Genomic DNA, 15,630 nt, shown 5'->3' with positions numbered 1-15,630 from the left:
CCACGCTGGGGAGTCAACGGGCGCCACGGGTGAAGGTGGTCGGACCTGGTTCAGTGACCCTCGCGGGCCAGGGCGGCCACCTCGCGCACTGATCCGGCGACGGCCAGGAAGTCCTTCTTCAGGATCGCACCGTGGTTGCTGGCGACCTTCGCGCCGATCCTGATGTTCGGGTTGCGGGCGGTCACCGCGTCGAGGCTGGCGCGGATCACCTCTTGTTCGTCGCCCTTGCTGCCGAGCGACGTCCCCGAGGCGACCACGTACCGCGTCGGGATGGTGATGCCGTCCAGCACCGGGCCGAGCTCGGCCGCCCGGGAGATCTTGCCGAGCTCGATGTTGCTGTCGGCCTGCTGGTCGGCGGTCAGCCGCGGGGCCAGGCCGGTGAGGCGCATCGGCACCGTGAGCCAGCGCAGCCGGCGGAACAGCTTGCGGATCCGCTGCTCCATGGCGTCGTCGAGCCAGTCGTGCGGGAACGCGCCGTCGACCAGTACCGCACCCAGCGCGCGGTCCGGATTGCGGGCTGCCCAGTGGGCCGCGACGACCGCTCCGTAGGACCAGCCCACCAGCACGGCCCGGTCCACGCCCCGAGCCGCGAGGACGGCGTCGACATCCCGGACGGCGGCCTCGAAGGAGTAGTCCGCCGAGGTCTTCGACTTCCTGCCGCGAGCCCGCTCGTCGTAGGTGATGTGGCGGAAGCCGGGGCCGAGCTCGGCGATGGTCCGCCGCCAGTAGCCCTGCGTGGCGAACTGGCCGTTGAGGTAGATCACGGGGATGCCTGGGCCCCCGGTGTCGGTGACGGCCAGGGCCGTGTCGTCGACCGGCACCAAGCCGGTCCACTTCGAGTCGGTCGAAAGAGCGTTGTCGTTGGTCATCTTCTTCTCCTGGTCGGGTGGGACGTGCCGGACGACTGGCCCGGGCCTGCTGGGTCGCAGGCCCGGACCGGCCTCAGAGGCTGCGGGCGGTGATGTCGCCCTGCATGGTGGTGGCGCGGATCTCGAGCTCGGCGGTACCGCCGTTCTTGAGGGCGTTGCTGATGCGGCCCAGGGTGGTGCCGGCGTCCAGGGCGGCGGAGACGCCGGCGGCGGCGTCGACCGAGATGTTGCCGGACTGGGTGCTGAGCACGACCGTGCCGCGCACCGCCTCGGCGATCCGGATGTCGCCCCGGGTGGTGGAGATCTCCGCGGGGCCGCCCAGCCGGCCGACCTCGACGTCGCCGTCGACCGCGCTGAGGCGGGCGCTCGCGGCCTCGTCGATCTTGATCTGGCGGTACACGCCTTCGAAGACGACGTCCCCCAGGCGGCCGACGCCGCGCAGCTCGGAGCTGGCGGACCTGGCCTCCACGTGGGAGCCGGCGGGCAGCTGGACCGTCACCTCGACGGAACCGGAGGGACCGACGAGCCGGCTCTTGGGCTCGGGGGTGCTGATCCGCAGGACACCGTCGGCGTAAGCGACGGTGGTCTGCTCCGCCACCTTCACGTCGCGGGCCTTGGCGGGGTCGGCGGGCCGGACCTCGACGGTGGTGTCCGCGCGGTCGGCGGCGATGAGCTGGACGCGTCCGGCGGGGATGTTCAGGACGGCGGAGATCGGGGCGGGCGTGTTGAACGTGTTCATGGCGATCGGCTCCTGTGCTTGGTGGTGCTCTGTGTTTCTGATATCGCAAACGCTACGTTGCGTTCGCGACACAGGCAACATAGTTGTTGCGCTGGAGTGACGTATGCGCAGGTCAAAGCATGGAAAATGTTGCAATGGATCAGAGAATAATGCAACGTTAGCCGCTTCGGGCGTTGCAATGAGGAGGAGTGAACGCTATGGTGGGCGAGCGGGGGGCACGACGAGGAACCACGAAGGAGATCGCGATGCCGGGAGGCAGGCTCACCAAGCAGGAGCGTCAGCAGATCGCGCTGGGGCTGGCCGACGACCTCCCCTACGCGGAGATCGCCAGGCGTCTGGACCGTCCGACCTCGACGGTCACGCGTGAGGTGATGCGCAACGGCGGCCCCACCACGTACCATGCCGACCTGGCGCACCGGGCCACCGAACGCCGCACGCACAAACGCCGGGTCGCGTCCGACCGAGGGCCCGGGCGGGCCACTCAGCCCTATGGGCGCGACGCCGACGCCGTGCGCGAGTTCGAGGAGGCCTTCACCACCCTCTTCATGCAGTCGGGCGTACCACGTATCGGAGCGGGGGTGCTGACCTGCCTCTTCACCACCGACGCGGGCAGTGTCACCGCGGCCGAGCTCGCCCAGCGCCTCGATGTCAGCCCGGCGTCCGTGTCCAAGGCGGTCTCGTTCCTCGAGGGTCAAGGCCTCGTCCGCCGCGAGCCCGGCGAGGGCCGCCGCGAGCGCTACGTCGCCGACAACGACGTCTGGTACCAGTCGATGATCTCCACCGCCCGGTCCAACGCCCAGCTCGCCGAGACCGCACGACAGGGCGTCAGCGTCCTCGTCCACGGCACCCCTGCCGCCGTCCGGCTCGAGAACATCGCACGCTTCATGGACTTCGTCAGCGAGAGCCTCGTCCGCGCCGCGGAGCAGGCCCGCGAGATCCTCCACACCAAACCCGGAGCCACGTCGGACGACACGGCCGTGCCGAGCCCGGGCCGCGGATAGACCACCGTCTCGGCTGTCGCGCGCACCTACTGCCTCCGGCGGTGGCGGTCTGCCTTCCCCGTCCAGTGCCCGACCCAGACCGCGCCGGCCAGTGCCAGCAGGCCGATCACTACCGGCGCGGCGGCGAGCGGCGCGACGGCCGCCACCGCGGAGACGAGCAGCGGCCCTCCGGTGTTGCCGATGTCCCCGCACAGCCGCCAGCCGCCGAGGAACTGTGCGCGGCCCTTCTCAGGCGCCGCATCGGCGCCGAGGGTCATCACGATCCCTGAGCCGAGCCCGTTGCCGAACGCGATGAGCGCCATCACCAGGCCGACGCCGAGCGCGGAGTCCGTCAGCGGCAGCAGCAGGCAGCCGACGCCGACGGCGAGGACCACCGGCACCGCCACCACCCGGCGTCCGCGCGTGTCCAGCAGCCAGCCGCCCGGAAGGGTGAGCGCGATGTCTATGGTCGCGGCGACCGCGAAGAGCAGGGAGACGACCGCGGCGGAGATGTGGATGTGATCGGCCCACAGCGGCAGCAGGCCGGTACGCACCGACCGGGACGCACCGATGATGACGACGGCAACGCCGAGGGTGAGCAGCGTGCGCCGGTGCTCCCACAGCACCGTGCGCACCGGCAGCGGGGTGATGCCGCGTCCCGCCCGTCCGAAGTCCGGCATCCGCGTCACGATCAGGGCCGAGGCGAACGATGCGCACGCCGCGAGCACGAACACGGAGCGGATCCCGAACAGGTGGATCAGCAGCGCCCCCAGCAGCGGACCGACCAGGACACCCAGGCGCATCGACCCGCCCAGCAGCGCCATCGCCCGCGCCCGGTGGGTGATCGGCACAGCGTCGATCAGGAACCCCTGGCGGCCCTGCAGGAACGCCGTCCAGCTCATGCCGCTGACGAAGACGCACACGCAGAGCAGCCAGACCGAGGGGACAAAGAAGGCGGCCAGCATCGCCACCGCGTCGACCAGCCCGGCGATCACCAGGGTGCGGCGCTCGCCGAGCCGCGCCACGATCGCGCCCGACGGAAGCGAGTTGGCCAGCTGCCCGATACCGAGGAGCGCGACCACCAGTGCGGCCAGGGCCGTGGTCGCACCCAGGTTGCCGGCATGGATCGCCAGCACCGGCAGCACGGCACCGTGGCCGATCGAGCTGACGACGGACGGCAGGTAGGCGACGACGGCGATATCGCGGAAGCGAAACATCGGATCTTCGCCTGCGTCGCCCGTTCCCGTCACGCTGTCATCCTGCCAGATAGTTAGCCGCGGCAACGACTCTCGCCGGACGACGGCCCGGCGTCGACGAGTCGTTCGTGCACGCCGTCATCGCGGCGGCTCGGCCCGTCCTGTCGACTCCCGCCAGACGATGCGCTGGAGGGCGGATGCACGCGGCGGTGGTTCTTCGCCGCGCAGCGCCGCGACGAGGAGGTGCATCGCGTGGCGTCCGGCCGCCTCGAAGTCGACGTCGACGGTCGTGAGCGACGGCGTGGTGTAGGCGCCGAACTCCGCGTTGTCCCATCCGGTCACGACGAGGTCGTCCGGTATCGACCACCCGCGCTCGGCGGCGCCGCGGAAGACGCCCACCGCCAGGATGTCGTTGCCCGCGATCACGGCGACCGGAGGCGCGTCGTCGGGTAGCGCGAGGACGGCCTGCCGGCCGGCCTCCGCGGTCCACTCCCCGCCGAGCACACCGAGTGATTCGACGCCGAGGCGCTCGACGCAGGCGAGGTAGGTCTCGGCGCGTGCGCGGCCGGAAGCGTAGTCCTGGGGCCCGGCGACGTGCGCGAACCGGCGGTGGCCGGCCGCCACGAGCGCACTGATGAACACCTCCAGCAGGCTGGCGTCGGCCAGCTCGCCAAGGCTGTGCATCTTGTCGTCGAACGCCGTCGCGGCCAGGACCGGAGGCGTGCCCGGGCCGTTCGACAGTGCCGCGGAAAGAACCGGGACGAAGGTCAGGATGCCTTCGTACTGCCCGCCGGCCGTCAGCTCGAGCACCCGTTCGGTCCGGTCCTCCACGGTGCCGTCGAAGCTATGGGTCTCCATGACGTAGCCGGCCTCGTTGGCCACGTGGGCCGCGCCGTTGAGCATGCGCATCTGGTTGTCGATGGCGACGCCGGTGATCGCGGCGAGGCGCCCGGAGCGGCGGGTACGCATCGACCGTGCCGCGAGGTTCGGGCGGTAGCCGATCGACTCGGCGACCTGCAGGACGTGCTCGCGGGTGGCGGGGGAGATCGAGCCTTTCCCGGTGAGGACGTAGGACACCGTCGTCTGCGAGACGCCGGCGATGCGCGCGACGTCGCGGCTCGTTGGTGGGAGTGACACGCTCACAATTCTCCATCCCCTTGACAGTGGCCCGCTCAGCCCACAACCATAGTGACACGTATCACTGGTGACACGTATCACCGACGTCGCCCGAATGCGGGCCGTGACCCCTCAAGGAGGAGGTGTCCATGTCTGTCGCTGAGCTACAACGGCTGGCACGAAGATCCCCACGCACCCCGCAGGCCACGCCGGACAACAAGGCGGCGCTCGCGTTCCTGGGGCCGTGGGTGCTCGGCGCGCTCGCGCTGACCCTCGGGCCGATCATCGCTTCCCTGTACCTGTCGTTCACCGACTACAACCTGCTGCAGAACGCGAACTGGATCGGGCTCGCCAACTTCGAGCGAATGCTCACCGACACGCGGCTGCACCACTCGCTGGTCGTCACGTTCGTCTACGTGCTGGTGGGGGTGCCGGGCCAGCTCCTCGTGGCGCTCGCTCTGGCGCTGCTGCTCGACCGCGGGCTACGCGGCCGGGCGATCTACCGCTCGGCCTTCTACCTGCCCAGCCTGCTCGGCGCCTCGGTGGCGATCGCGGTGCTGTGGCGCCTGGTGTTCGGGGGACAGGGTCTCGTCAACGCGATGCTCGGCCTCGTCGGCATCCACACCACCACGAGCTGGATCGGCAGCCCCGACACGGCCCTGGGCACGATCATCCTGCTGCACATCTGGACGTTCGGGTCGCCGATGGTGATCTTCCTGGCCGGCCTGCGGCAGATCCCGGTCGAGCTCTACGAGGCCGCCGCCACCGACGGCGCGGGCCCGTGGCTCCGGTTCCGCGCCATCACGCTGCCGCTGCTGACCCCGATCATCTTCTTCAACCTCGTGCTGGCGATCATCAACTCGTTCTCCTCCTTCACCCAGGCGTTCATCGTCTCGGGGGGATCAGGAGGGCCGTCCGACTCGCTGCTCTTCTACACGCTCTACCTCTACCAGGAGGGCTTCTCGTCCTTCCGCATGGGGTACGCGTCGGCGCTCGCCTGGCTGCTCGTCCTGATCATCGGCGCGCTCACCGCTGTCAACTTCTGGCTCTCGAAGTACTGGGTGCACTATGACAACTGAGTCCACGACCCGAAGCGCGCAGCACGACGTCGCCGCGACCGCCAGAACCGCGCCGCCGGAGGCCGCCCCGCGCAGTCCGGACGGCCGCCAGGTCAGGCAGGCGCTCCGCAGGGGTGCCAAGCACGTCCTGCTGATCCTGGGCGTCCTCACCACCCTGTACCCGGTGCTGTGGATGGTCGTCAGCTCGCTGCGGCCCGACGGCCAGATCTTCGGCAACCCGTCGCTCCTGCTGACGACCCTCCACGTGGAGAACTACACCTACGGGTGGACGGCTCTGGGCAGGCCCTTCAGCGCGTACCTGCTCAACTCGGCGCTCGTCGTGATCGGCTCGATCATCGGCAACCTCGTGAGCTGCTCGATGGCCGCCTACGCGTTCGCCCGCCTGCGCTTCCGGTTCCAGCGGCCGGCGTTCGCCTACATGCTCATCACGATCATGCTGCCCGTGCACGTCGTGATCGTGCCGCAGTACATCCTGTGGGCGCAGGCGGGGCTCGTGAACTCGTTCCTGCCGCTCATCGTGCCCAAGCTGCTGGCCACCGACGCGTTCTTCATCTTCCTCATGGTCCAGTTCATCCGCGGGCTGCCCCGCGAGCTGGACGAGGCCGCCCGCATCGACGGGGCCGGGCACGGCCGGATCTTCTTCCTGATCATCCTGCCGCTGATGAAGCCGGCCCTCGCCACCACCGCGATCTTCACGTTCATCTGGACGTGGAACGACTTCTTCTCCCAGCTCATCTACCTGACCGACCCGCAGCTCTACACCGTCCCGATCGCGCTGCGCTCGTTCATCGACGCGCAGTCGACGTCGTCGTTCGGCGGGATGTTCGCGATGAGCGTCGTCACCATCGTGCCCCTCGTCCTCGCCTTCGCCCTCGGCCAGAAGTACCTGGTCCAGGGCATCGCCACCACCGGGCTCAAGTAAGCCCCCACACGAGAAGGAACCCGCCATGAACCGGATCCGTCGTACCGCCGCCGGCAGCGTCGCCGCGGCCCTGACGCTGACGCTCGCCGCGTGCGGCGTGGCTCAGCCCCAGGGATCGGCCGAGCTCGCCGACGAGCCCGTCACCCTGCGCGTCACGTGGTGGGGCGGCGACACCCGCCACGCCCGCACCCAGGAGGTCTTCGACCTCTTCGAGGAGCAGTACCCCAACGTCACGATCGAACCGGAGTTCTCCGACTGGAGCGGCTACTGGGAGAAGCTCGCCACCGCCACGGCGGGCGGCAACGCGGCCGACGTCATCCAGATGGACCAGCTCTACCTCTCCTCGTACGCCTCGCGCGGCAGCCTCACGGACCTCGGCTCCCTGTCCCAGCTCGACACGTCGGGTCTGGAGCAGCCCGTGCTGGACATGGGTTCGTGGAACGACACCCTGTACGGGATGCCGATCTCGACCACCTCGACCGGCCTGCTGGTGAACACGGACCTCGTCGAGGAGATCGGTGTCCCGCTGCCTGACACCTCGACCTGGACCTGGGACGAGTTCGAGGCCTGGGCCCAGGAGGTCACCGAGAAGTCGCCGGAGGGCACGTACGGCACGAACGTCATCTACAACGAGTTCTCCCTGCAGCTCTTCGCCCGCCAGCACGGAGACCAGCTCTTCTCCGAGGACGACATAGTGATCCGGCCCGAGACACTGGCCGACTACTTCCAGCTCGCGCTCGACTGGACCAAGAGCGGCGCCGCGCCGTCGGCGTCGACCACCGCGGAGACCATCAGCCTGCCGCTCGACCAGACCCTCTTCACGACCGGCAAGACCGCGGCGATCTTCACGCCCTCGACCATGATCACGGCGTATGCGGCGGCCAGCGGGGCCGAGCTCGAGCTCGTGCCGCTGCCGACCCCCGACGAGGACACCGCCAAGTACGACTACTACAAGCCGGGGATGTACTGGTCGGTGTCGTCCAAGTCCGAGCACCCCGCTGAGGCGGCGCTGCTCGTGGACTTCCTGGTCAACGACCCCGAGGCGGCCAAGATCATCGGCACCGAGCGCGGCATCCCGGCCAACGCCAAGTCGCTCGAGTCGCTCGGCGAGGACCTCACGGCCGAGGAGCGCAAGGCCGCCGACTTCGCCGAGCAGCGCGAGCCGCACCTGGGCGACGCGCCGGCGATCGTCCCGAACGGCGCCTCGGACATCGAGACCATCCTGCTGCGCTACCTGCAGGACGTCGTATTCGAACGCCAGACACCGCTGGACGCGGCGAACGCCCTGATCGCCGAGGTCCAGAGCTCCACCAACGCCGCCAAGTGACCGGAGGAACAGTGCTCAAGATCGGCATCATCGGGACCGGCGGCATCGCCGCCGCCCACATCGACGGCTACCGGCGCTTCGCGGACGAGTGCGAGATCGTCGCCCTGTGCGACGTCGCACCCGGCAGGGCCGCCGCACTGCGCGCCCAGCCCGGCCTGACGTCGGCGCGAGCGTACGAGCGGGTCGAGGACATGCTCGCGGCCGAGAACCTGGACCTCGTCAGCATCGCGACGCCGCCGTCGACCCACGCCGAGCTGACGATCGCCGCCCTGCGAGCCGGCGTCGACGTGCTCGTCGAGAAGCCGATGGCGCCGTCGCTCGAGGAGTGCGACGCCATGATCGCGGCCGCTACCGAGAACGACCGGATCCTGTCCGTCGTCGCGCAGAACCGCTTCCGCGACGACATGGCCACCCTGAAGGAGGTGCTGGACTCCGGCCTGATCGGCCCCGTCTCCCACGCACAGGTCTCCTCGGCCTGGTGGCGCGGTACCGCCTACTACGACCTGTGGTGGCGCGGCACGTGGGAGTCCGAGGGCGGCGGGTGCACCCTCAACCACGCGATCCACCACCTGGACCTCACCCTCTGGCTGCTCGGCGCGCCCCGCGCCGTCACCGCGGTGCTGACCAACGCCGCACACGAGAACTCGGAGGTCGAGGACCTGTCGGTGGCCGTCCTCCAGTACGACCGGGCGCTGGCCGAGGTCACCAGCTCAGTGGTGCACCACGGGGAGGAGCAGGCGATCGTCGTGCACGGGCGGCATGCCCGCGTGTCCCAGCCGTGGAAGGTCGTCGCCGACGCCGCCGAACCCAACGGGTTCCCCGTCCCCGGCGGAGACCCCGGTCGCGTCGCCAAGATCGAGGCGCTCGCTGCGTCGCACCGCGCCCTGGAGCACGTGGGCCACCCCGGGCAGATCGGCGACATGCTCGGGGCGGTTCGCGAGCGCCGTCGGCCCGCCGTGGACGGCACGGACGGACGCCGTGCCATCGAGCTCGTGACCGCTATCTACCAGGCGGGCATCGAGCGGCGCACCGTCGACCTGCCGGTGTCGGCGGACGACCCGTACTACCGCGCGGGCACGCTCGTCGAGCGCGCGCCGCACTTCTTCGAGAAGACGACGGCGGTGGCCGACCTGCCCGGTGCGATCACCGTCGGCAGCAGCTCGGCCATCGACGACTGACGACCCCTCCCGCGAGAACAGGACCAGAGACTTCATGACGACGACCAGCGGCGCCGCCTATGCGCCGGAACCCATACCCGCACCCGTCGTGGGTCCCGGAGACTTCCACTTCGCCGCGGTGCGTCTCGACCACGGGCACATCTACGGGATGAGCGAGGGGCTGGTCTCCGCCGGCGCGACGCTCAAGTGGGTCTACGACCCGGACCCCGCGAAGGTCGCCGAGTTCTGCGAGCGGTTCCCCGACGTGCGAGTCGCCCGGAGCGAGGAGGAGGTGCTCGACGACGAGGACGTCCGCCTCGTCGCCGGCGCCGCGGTCACGTCGGAGCGCTGTGCGCTGGGCCTGCGTGCCATCGAGGCGGGCAAGGACTACTTCACCGACAAGGCGCCGCTCACCACCCTCGACCAGCTCGAGGCGGCCCGGCAGGCGACCTCGAGGACCGGGCTCAAGTACGCCGTGTACTACTCCGAACGGATCCATGTCGAGGCCGCCGTGCTCGCCGGACAGCTCATCGACCAGGGGGCGATCGGCCGCGTCCTGCAGGTGATGGGACTCGGTCCGCACCGGCTCGGCACCGGCCGCCCCGACTGGTTCTTCGAGAAGGAGAAGTACGGCGGGATCCTGTGCGACATCGGCAGCCACAACTTCGAGCAGATGCTTTTCTACGCGGGAGCGAAGGACGCCGAGGTCGCGTACTCGGCGATCGCGAACTACCACCATCCCGAGCATCCCGGCCTGGACGACTTCGGCGAGGCGTCGATCGTCATGGACAACGGCGCCACCGGCTACTGCCGGGTCGACTGGTTCACCCCGGACGGCCTCAGCACCTGGGGGGACGGGCGGACCTTCGTGCTGGGTACCGAGGGATACCTGGAGCTGCGCAAGTACGTCAACGTCGCCACGGAACAGGGGCCCGGCCACGTGTTCCTCGTCGACGGACGCGGGGAGCACCACCTGGTGGCCGACGGGAACGTGGGCTACCCCTTCTTCGGCCGGCTCGTCCTCGACTGCCTCGAGCGCACGGAGACCGCCATGACACAGGAACACGCGTTCAAGGCCGCCGAGCTCAGCGTCCTGGCCCAGCAGAGCGCAAGACTCCTCACCCCGTAACCGTTTGTTGTGGGCGCGATCGTTGCGCCTAAACCGGGCAGGTAGTCGCAACGATCGCGCCCACAACAAACCCGGGGGTCAGCGGTGCGCCGCGACCGCGTCGCGGATCGCCTCGAGCGTCGCGTCGTCGACCGCGGGGAGTGCCATGCGGCACGCCCACGGCGCGCCGTCACGTGCGGACATGGCAGCTTTGAGCCGCGGGACCGTGGAACCGGCGAGCGGGACGATTTCCTCGACCACGGCCTGGACGGCTTCGGCCTCGGGGCTCCCGGCGTCGAGCGCCCGGGCGAGCGCGGCGAACGTCTCGGGGAACGCACTCGACACGCCCGAGACGACTCCCGTCCCGCCCAACGCGAGCACGGCCGGGAGCGTCGAGTCGTCGCCCGAGTAGAGCTCATGGTCGGGACCGAGCACCGCGGCGTAGTCGGGCAGCTGCGCGGCTGCCCCGCCCGACAGCTTCACGCCGACCAACCCGGGCAGCGCGAGGACGCGCGCGAGCGTCTCGGGCGGGACGTCCATCCCGGTTCGCTCCGGGAAGATGTAGGCGTAGACCTCGGCCTGCGGGTGCGCCTCCGTGAGAGCCCGGTAGAACTCGACGACGCCGTCGTCGTCGGTCGGCAGGTAGTACGGGCTGAGTAGGGCGAGGCGACGGATCCCCGTCGCCGCTGCGGCGTCGGCCAGTCGCAGGACCTGGCGAGTGCTCCCGTGCCCCAGGTGTGCGATGACGCGCTCCGTGCCCAGCACGTCCGCGGCCCGCCGGAACAGCTCGACGCGCTCGTCGTCGTCGAGCGCGGGGAACTCACCCATGGTCCCCGCGACCAGCGCGCCGCCCACGTGCGGCGCGAGCGCGGCGAGCGCGGCGTCGTAGGTGGCCAGGTCCAGCGAGCCGTCGGTGGTGAACGGGACGGGTACGGCGCTGATGATGCGAACGGGCATGGCATTCCTTCGGTGTGGGGGAGCAGCGCGGGTTGGCTCAACCCCGCGCGGCGCTCGCCGCCCGTTCGTAGCCGGCAGGCTCGATCGTGAGCTCGGCACGGCCCCCGGTCAGCGACCGCAGGTCGAGGACGTAACGGCTGAGCTCCGCCTCCGGCACAGTCGCGACGAGGCGCGCTCGGCCGTCGTCGGCCAGCTCGGTCGCCGAGACGCGCCCGCGGCGCCCCGACAGGTCGGTGAGCACCGCACCCTGGTGCTCAGGCGGGAGGGTCACGGTCACGGTCGAGACGGGTTCGAGCAGCACCGTCCCGGCGTCGGCCAGGGCCGCCCTGACACCCGCGGCCGTCGCGATGCGGAACGCCATGTCGGAGGAGTCCACCGAGTGCGCCTTGCCGTCGTACACCTCGACGCGCAGGTCCACGACGGGGTGGCCCTGCGGCCCTCCGGCGGCCATGGCGTCGTGCGCCCCCTTCTCGACGGCCGAGATGTACTGCCGGGGCACCGCGCCGCCGACCACCGAGTCGACGAACTCGAACCCGCCCTCACGCAGGGGCCCGACCCGCAGCTGGACGACGGCGAACTGGCCGTGCCCGCCCGACTGCTTCTTGACCTTGCCCTCGGCCTGCGTGGGCCGCGCGATCGTCTCCCGGTAGGCCACGGGCACCGGCCCGGTCTCGACATGGACGCCGAACACCCGCGCGAGCCGCTCGACCGCGACGTCGAGGTGCGTGTCACCGAGGCCGCGCAGCACCGTCGCATCCCCGACGCGGTCGACGACGAGCGTCGGGTCCTCGGCGACGAGCCGGGCCAGCGCCGTCGACATGTGCTCGTCGTCGGACTGGGAAGCCGGCACCAGCGCCGCGGCGTAGACGGGCTGGCGCGGCGGTGGAAGGAAGGGCCGGGCACGGCCCGAGGGCCGCGACCAGAGCAGCGTGCCCGTCGGCGAGCCGCCCAGCTTGGCGACGGCGCCGACCTCGCCCGCGGCGAGCTCGCCGACCGGGATGTGCTCCTTGCCCTGCAGCCGGAACAGGCCGTGGATGCGCTCGTCGGCGCCGGTGGTCGCGTTGCGCAACCGGTCGGAGGTCCGTACGACCCCGGAGAGCACCTTGAGCATCGAGACCTGGCCCACGAAGGGGTCGACCACGGTGCGGAAGATGTGCACGAGCGGCTCGCCGGACGGGTCGGCGGCCACCGCGACGGTGCGCCCCGCGTCACCGGCGCCGCCGTTGCCGTTGCCGTTGTCGGAGCCCGAGCCGACGACGATCCGGCTGTCGCGGTCGGTCGGCGCCGGCGCCAGCTCGCACAGCAGGTCGATGAGGCGGTCGACGCCGGTGGCGGTGACGCCGGACGCGACGACGACGGGCACCGCCTCGCCCGTGGCGACCTCGTGCGCGAGCGTCCGCTCGAGGTCGGCAGCGGCCGGCTCATGTCCCGACAGGTACGCGTCGAGCTGCTCGTCGTCGTGCGACACGAGCTCCTCGGTCACGTCGACGTGCATCCGGTGCTCCTCGTCGACGACCTCGGCCGGCAGGTCCTCGTCGTGGTGGCGGCCTGCGTCGTCGTAGACGAGGGCGTGCTCGCCGAGCACGTCGGCGATGGAGCGGAACGCTTGCTCCTCGCCGAGCGGTAGCTCGATGGGCCACAGGTGCCCGCCGAAGGCCTCGCGCAGCTCGGCGAGCACTTGCCGGAAGTCTGCGCGGGCCCGGTCCTCCTGCGTCACGACGACGAGGCGCGGCACGCCGAGCGCCTCGGCGGTCGCCCACGCGGCCCGGGTGCCCGGCTGCACGCCGTCGACCGCGCTGACGACGACGAGCGCGAGGTCCGCGACGGACAGGGCAGTGTCGAAGGCGCCCGCGAAGTCCGGGTGCCCCGGCGCGTCGGCCAGTGTCAGCGTGCGCACGGTGCCGTCGGGACACGTCCAGGTCAGCGTCCCGAGCGCGAGGCCGAGCGAGATCCCGCGCGCGACCTCCTCGGGCTCGTGGTCGGTCACCGTGGTGCCGTCCTCCACGCGGCCGGCGCGGGGGATCGCGCCGGCGCGGTGCAGAAGCGCCTCGGTGAGCGTCGTCTTGCCCGCGCCCGACGCGCCGACGAGGGCGACGGTCCGGTGGGTGGTTGTCGATACCGGCTCCATGAGGCCTCCCGCCATTGGGTGCTACCCGACATGATGGCGCGTCAGGCGGCGAGAATGCACGTCCAGGCGGGGGCGGTTTCAGTCGCCGCGTCCGACGCCGCGGTCGGGCGCGGCCATGTCTCCCGTCGCCGGCGTGCCGCCGGCGAGCTCGTAGCGCAGGTACACGGTGCCCTTGGGGCTGGCCACAGGTGGTTCGAGGAGGGTGACGTTGGTGGGAACCTCGCCGCCGTCGAACACCTTCTTGCCGACGCCGAGCATGATCGGGTGCACCCAGAGGTCGAGGCGGTCGAAGAGCTTTTCGCGCAGGAGGGTCTGGACCAGGTTCAGGCTCCCGACGACCTTCACGTGCTCGTGCCGGTCGCGGATCTCGCGCACCGCGCTCGCCAGGTCGGGGCCGAGCTGCGTGGACCCGGCCCACGGCAGGCTGGGCGTGCCGCGGGAGGCGACGTACTTCGGGACACGGTTGAAGAGGGTGGCGATCTCGTTGTCCTCGCCACCCTCCTGGTGCGGCCAGTAGGCGGCGAAGATGTCGTACGTCCGCCGGCCGAGCAGGAGGGCGTCCGTGCCCTCGTACGCGGCGCCGACCTGCGCCCCGACGACGTCGTCGAGCAGGGGTGCCTGCCAGCCGCCGAACGGGAACTCGACCGGGTCCTCCTCGGGGCTGCCGGGCGCTTGCCCGACGAGGTCGAGGGTTGCGAACAGCTCGATCTGGATGATGCCCATGGTTCGTTCACTCCCGATGAGTGTGTGTGCTTGGTCAATCGGTCAAGAGGGAAGACCTGTGGGCACCGGCAAACTCATCTGCCCCGGCTCCCGCTCAGGTGGCTCGGACCTTCAGCATCCGTTCCTCGCGGAGCGCCACCTCCAGCACCATGAAGGCCAGCACGTCCAGGAGGAGCCCGAACGCCGCCGTCCACTGCACCGCGCGGAACACCAGCAGCTGGGTGAACAGCAGGCTGATGAGCACCGCACGGCGCACCCAGACCGCACCACCGAGGTGGTCCCGACGGCCGACGACGACGCCGACGGCCAGCAGCACGACGGACGTCCCGACGGCCGCGAGGATCGCGATGCCGGTCCACTCCGGCAGTCCGGGCACCAGCCCGCGCACGACGCGAACGCCCACTCTCGCCTCGATCGCGCCAACCAGCAGGAGCACAGAGATCACCAGCCACGCCGCCCACGCCCGGTCCACGAGCGCGTCCAGCCACCGCACGACGCGGTCGACGCCGCCGCGGACCGGGTCGGGCACGTCGGTGTCGTCGTCGGGCACGGCGTCGATCAACCCGGCGACCAGGTCGGCGCCGGGCTCGCCGGCGCCCCTGGCGGCGAGGGCCCGCGCCTCGTGGCGTGCGGCCGGTGTGAACCCGCCGGCCAGACCAGCGGTGAGCCGGTCGGCCGCCACGGCGAGGTACTCGGCCGGGTGGTGTGCCCGGCGGCCGTGCATCCCCTCGACGACCAGGACGAGCAGCACGGTGACGAAGTAGATGATCGCGGCGGTGGGCGCATAGAAGTAGTCGTTGTCGGACGTGACGAACTTGCCGACCTCGTCGATGAACAGTCCGAAGCCGATCCCGCCGAGCACCGCCCCGAGCGACCGCGGCGCCGGCCCCACGTACGACAGCAGCAGCATCATCGCCAGAGCCATGAGGAGCCCGCCCCACAGGACGTGGGCGAGGTGCAGCCCGCCTCCGCCGATCTGCGGGTAGTCCATCGCGGCCAGGTAGGCACGCGTCACCAGAACGGTCACGACACTCGCCACGAGGAAGGTGACCAGGTGCCGCACGGCCGCCGTGTCACGCGGCGCACCGAGGCGCAGCAGGTGGCCGCGGCCGGCGAGGCCGCCTGGTTCGGTCGTCAGCTCGTTCGTCACGCCGTCTCCCCTCGCGCCGGCCGCACAGGGGCCGGCTTCTCCACGGTGCATCCTTCCGCACGGAGAACGCATCCGGGCGGCGGATTCCACTCTCCACGAACGCGACGACCGCCGTGCTGCCGCGCTCTCGGCGAGGGCAGTTGGGCCGGATATGCAACCTTTGGGTAGGTTCGCGACGT

At 70.9% G+C, this 15,630-nt stretch carries 14 protein-coding genes; 6 read left to right on the top strand and 8 right to left on the bottom strand.

The features are described 5' to 3' along the window. Positions 1–50 precede the first annotated feature (50 nt). On the bottom strand, positions 51–869 hold the full coding sequence (locus tag IE250_RS02245; protein ID WP_189667628.1) for an alpha/beta fold hydrolase: 819 nt from the start codon (positions 867–869) through the stop codon (positions 51–53). Between the two features lie 73 nt (positions 870–942). Then, positions 943–1,608 carry a DUF4097 family beta strand repeat-containing protein gene (locus tag IE250_RS02240; protein ID WP_189667627.1) on the bottom strand — a complete coding sequence of 222 codons (666 nt, stop codon included), beginning with the start codon at positions 1,606–1,608 and terminating at the stop codon, positions 943–945. 245 nt (positions 1,609–1,853) lie between these two features. Between IE250_RS02240 and IE250_RS02235 the strand changes: the two genes are divergently transcribed. After that, positions 1,854–2,609 (top strand): GbsR/MarR family transcriptional regulator, encoded by a 756-nt coding sequence (locus IE250_RS02235; RefSeq protein WP_189667626.1) that lies wholly within the window; start codon positions 1,854–1,856, stop codon positions 2,607–2,609. 26 nt (positions 2,610–2,635) lie between these two features. Here IE250_RS02235 and IE250_RS02230 read toward each other — a convergent pair whose 3' ends face one another. Further along, complete coding sequence (locus tag IE250_RS02230; RefSeq protein ID WP_189667625.1) at positions 2,636–3,805, bottom strand: MFS transporter; 1,170 nt, start codon at positions 3,803–3,805, stop codon at positions 2,636–2,638. Positions 3,806–3,922: 117 nt separating this feature from the next. Further along, a complete protein-coding gene (locus IE250_RS02225; protein ID WP_189667624.1) occupies positions 3,923–4,921 on the bottom strand; it encodes a LacI family DNA-binding transcriptional regulator in 999 nt (332 codons plus the stop codon). A gap of 128 nt (positions 4,922–5,049) precedes the next feature. Here IE250_RS02225 and IE250_RS02220 point away from each other — a divergent pair, with 128 nt between their 5' ends. The 5 genes from IE250_RS02220 to IE250_RS02200 are packed head-to-tail and all read left to right on the top strand — an operon-like array spanning position 5,050 to position 10,514. Continuing rightward, complete coding sequence (locus IE250_RS02220) at positions 5,050–5,979, top strand: carbohydrate ABC transporter permease (protein ID WP_189667623.1); 930 nt, start codon at positions 5,050–5,052, stop codon at positions 5,977–5,979. Beyond that, positions 5,969–6,901, top strand: a complete 933-nt coding sequence (locus tag IE250_RS02215) for a carbohydrate ABC transporter permease (protein WP_189667622.1) — start codon at positions 5,969–5,971, stop codon at positions 6,899–6,901. Before IE250_RS02220 ends, IE250_RS02215 begins: the two co-directional genes overlap by 11 nt. A 25-nt stretch (positions 6,902–6,926) precedes the next feature. Next, a complete protein-coding gene (locus tag IE250_RS02210) occupies positions 6,927–8,228 on the top strand; it encodes an ABC transporter substrate-binding protein (RefSeq protein ID WP_189667621.1) in 1,302 nt (433 codons plus the stop codon). Next, positions 8,225–9,406, top strand: coding sequence for a Gfo/Idh/MocA family protein (locus IE250_RS02205; protein ID WP_229872061.1), 1,182 nt, complete (start codon positions 8,225–8,227; stop codon positions 9,404–9,406). Before IE250_RS02210 ends, IE250_RS02205 begins: the two co-directional genes overlap by 4 nt. A gap of 34 nt (positions 9,407–9,440) precedes the next feature. Further along, the gene (locus IE250_RS02200; protein WP_189667620.1) at positions 9,441–10,514 is read left to right on the top strand and encodes a Gfo/Idh/MocA family protein; all 1,074 of its coding nucleotides are present in this window, start codon (positions 9,441–9,443) and stop codon (positions 10,512–10,514) included. A gap of 78 nt (positions 10,515–10,592) precedes the next feature. Here the strand turns inward: IE250_RS02200 and IE250_RS02195 are convergent, their stop codons facing one another. The 4 genes from IE250_RS02195 to IE250_RS02180 form a co-directional block, all read right to left on the bottom strand. Further along, positions 10,593–11,450: a dihydrodipicolinate synthase family protein gene (locus IE250_RS02195; RefSeq protein ID WP_189667619.1), complete on the bottom strand. Its 858-nt coding sequence runs from the start codon at positions 11,448–11,450 to the stop codon at positions 10,593–10,595. Between the two features lie 37 nt (positions 11,451–11,487). Continuing rightward, positions 11,488–13,578, bottom strand: coding sequence for an elongation factor G (locus IE250_RS02190; RefSeq protein WP_189667618.1), 2,091 nt, complete (start codon positions 13,576–13,578; stop codon positions 11,488–11,490). A gap of 78 nt (positions 13,579–13,656) precedes the next feature. Continuing rightward, a complete protein-coding gene (locus IE250_RS02185; protein ID WP_189667617.1) occupies positions 13,657–14,301 on the bottom strand; it encodes a dihydrofolate reductase family protein in 645 nt (214 codons plus the stop codon). A gap of 94 nt (positions 14,302–14,395) precedes the next feature. Continuing rightward, a complete protein-coding gene (locus IE250_RS02180; RefSeq protein ID WP_189667616.1) occupies positions 14,396–15,451 on the bottom strand; it encodes a hypothetical protein in 1,056 nt (351 codons plus the stop codon). Positions 15,452–15,630: the final 179 nt, after the last annotated feature.

This window comes from Promicromonospora soli (assembly GCF_014653785.1).
In the GTDB taxonomy this organism is placed as follows: domain Bacteria; phylum Actinomycetota; class Actinomycetes; order Actinomycetales; family Cellulomonadaceae; genus Promicromonospora; species Promicromonospora soli.
This window is presented reverse-complemented; position numbering and strand designations above follow the sequence as displayed.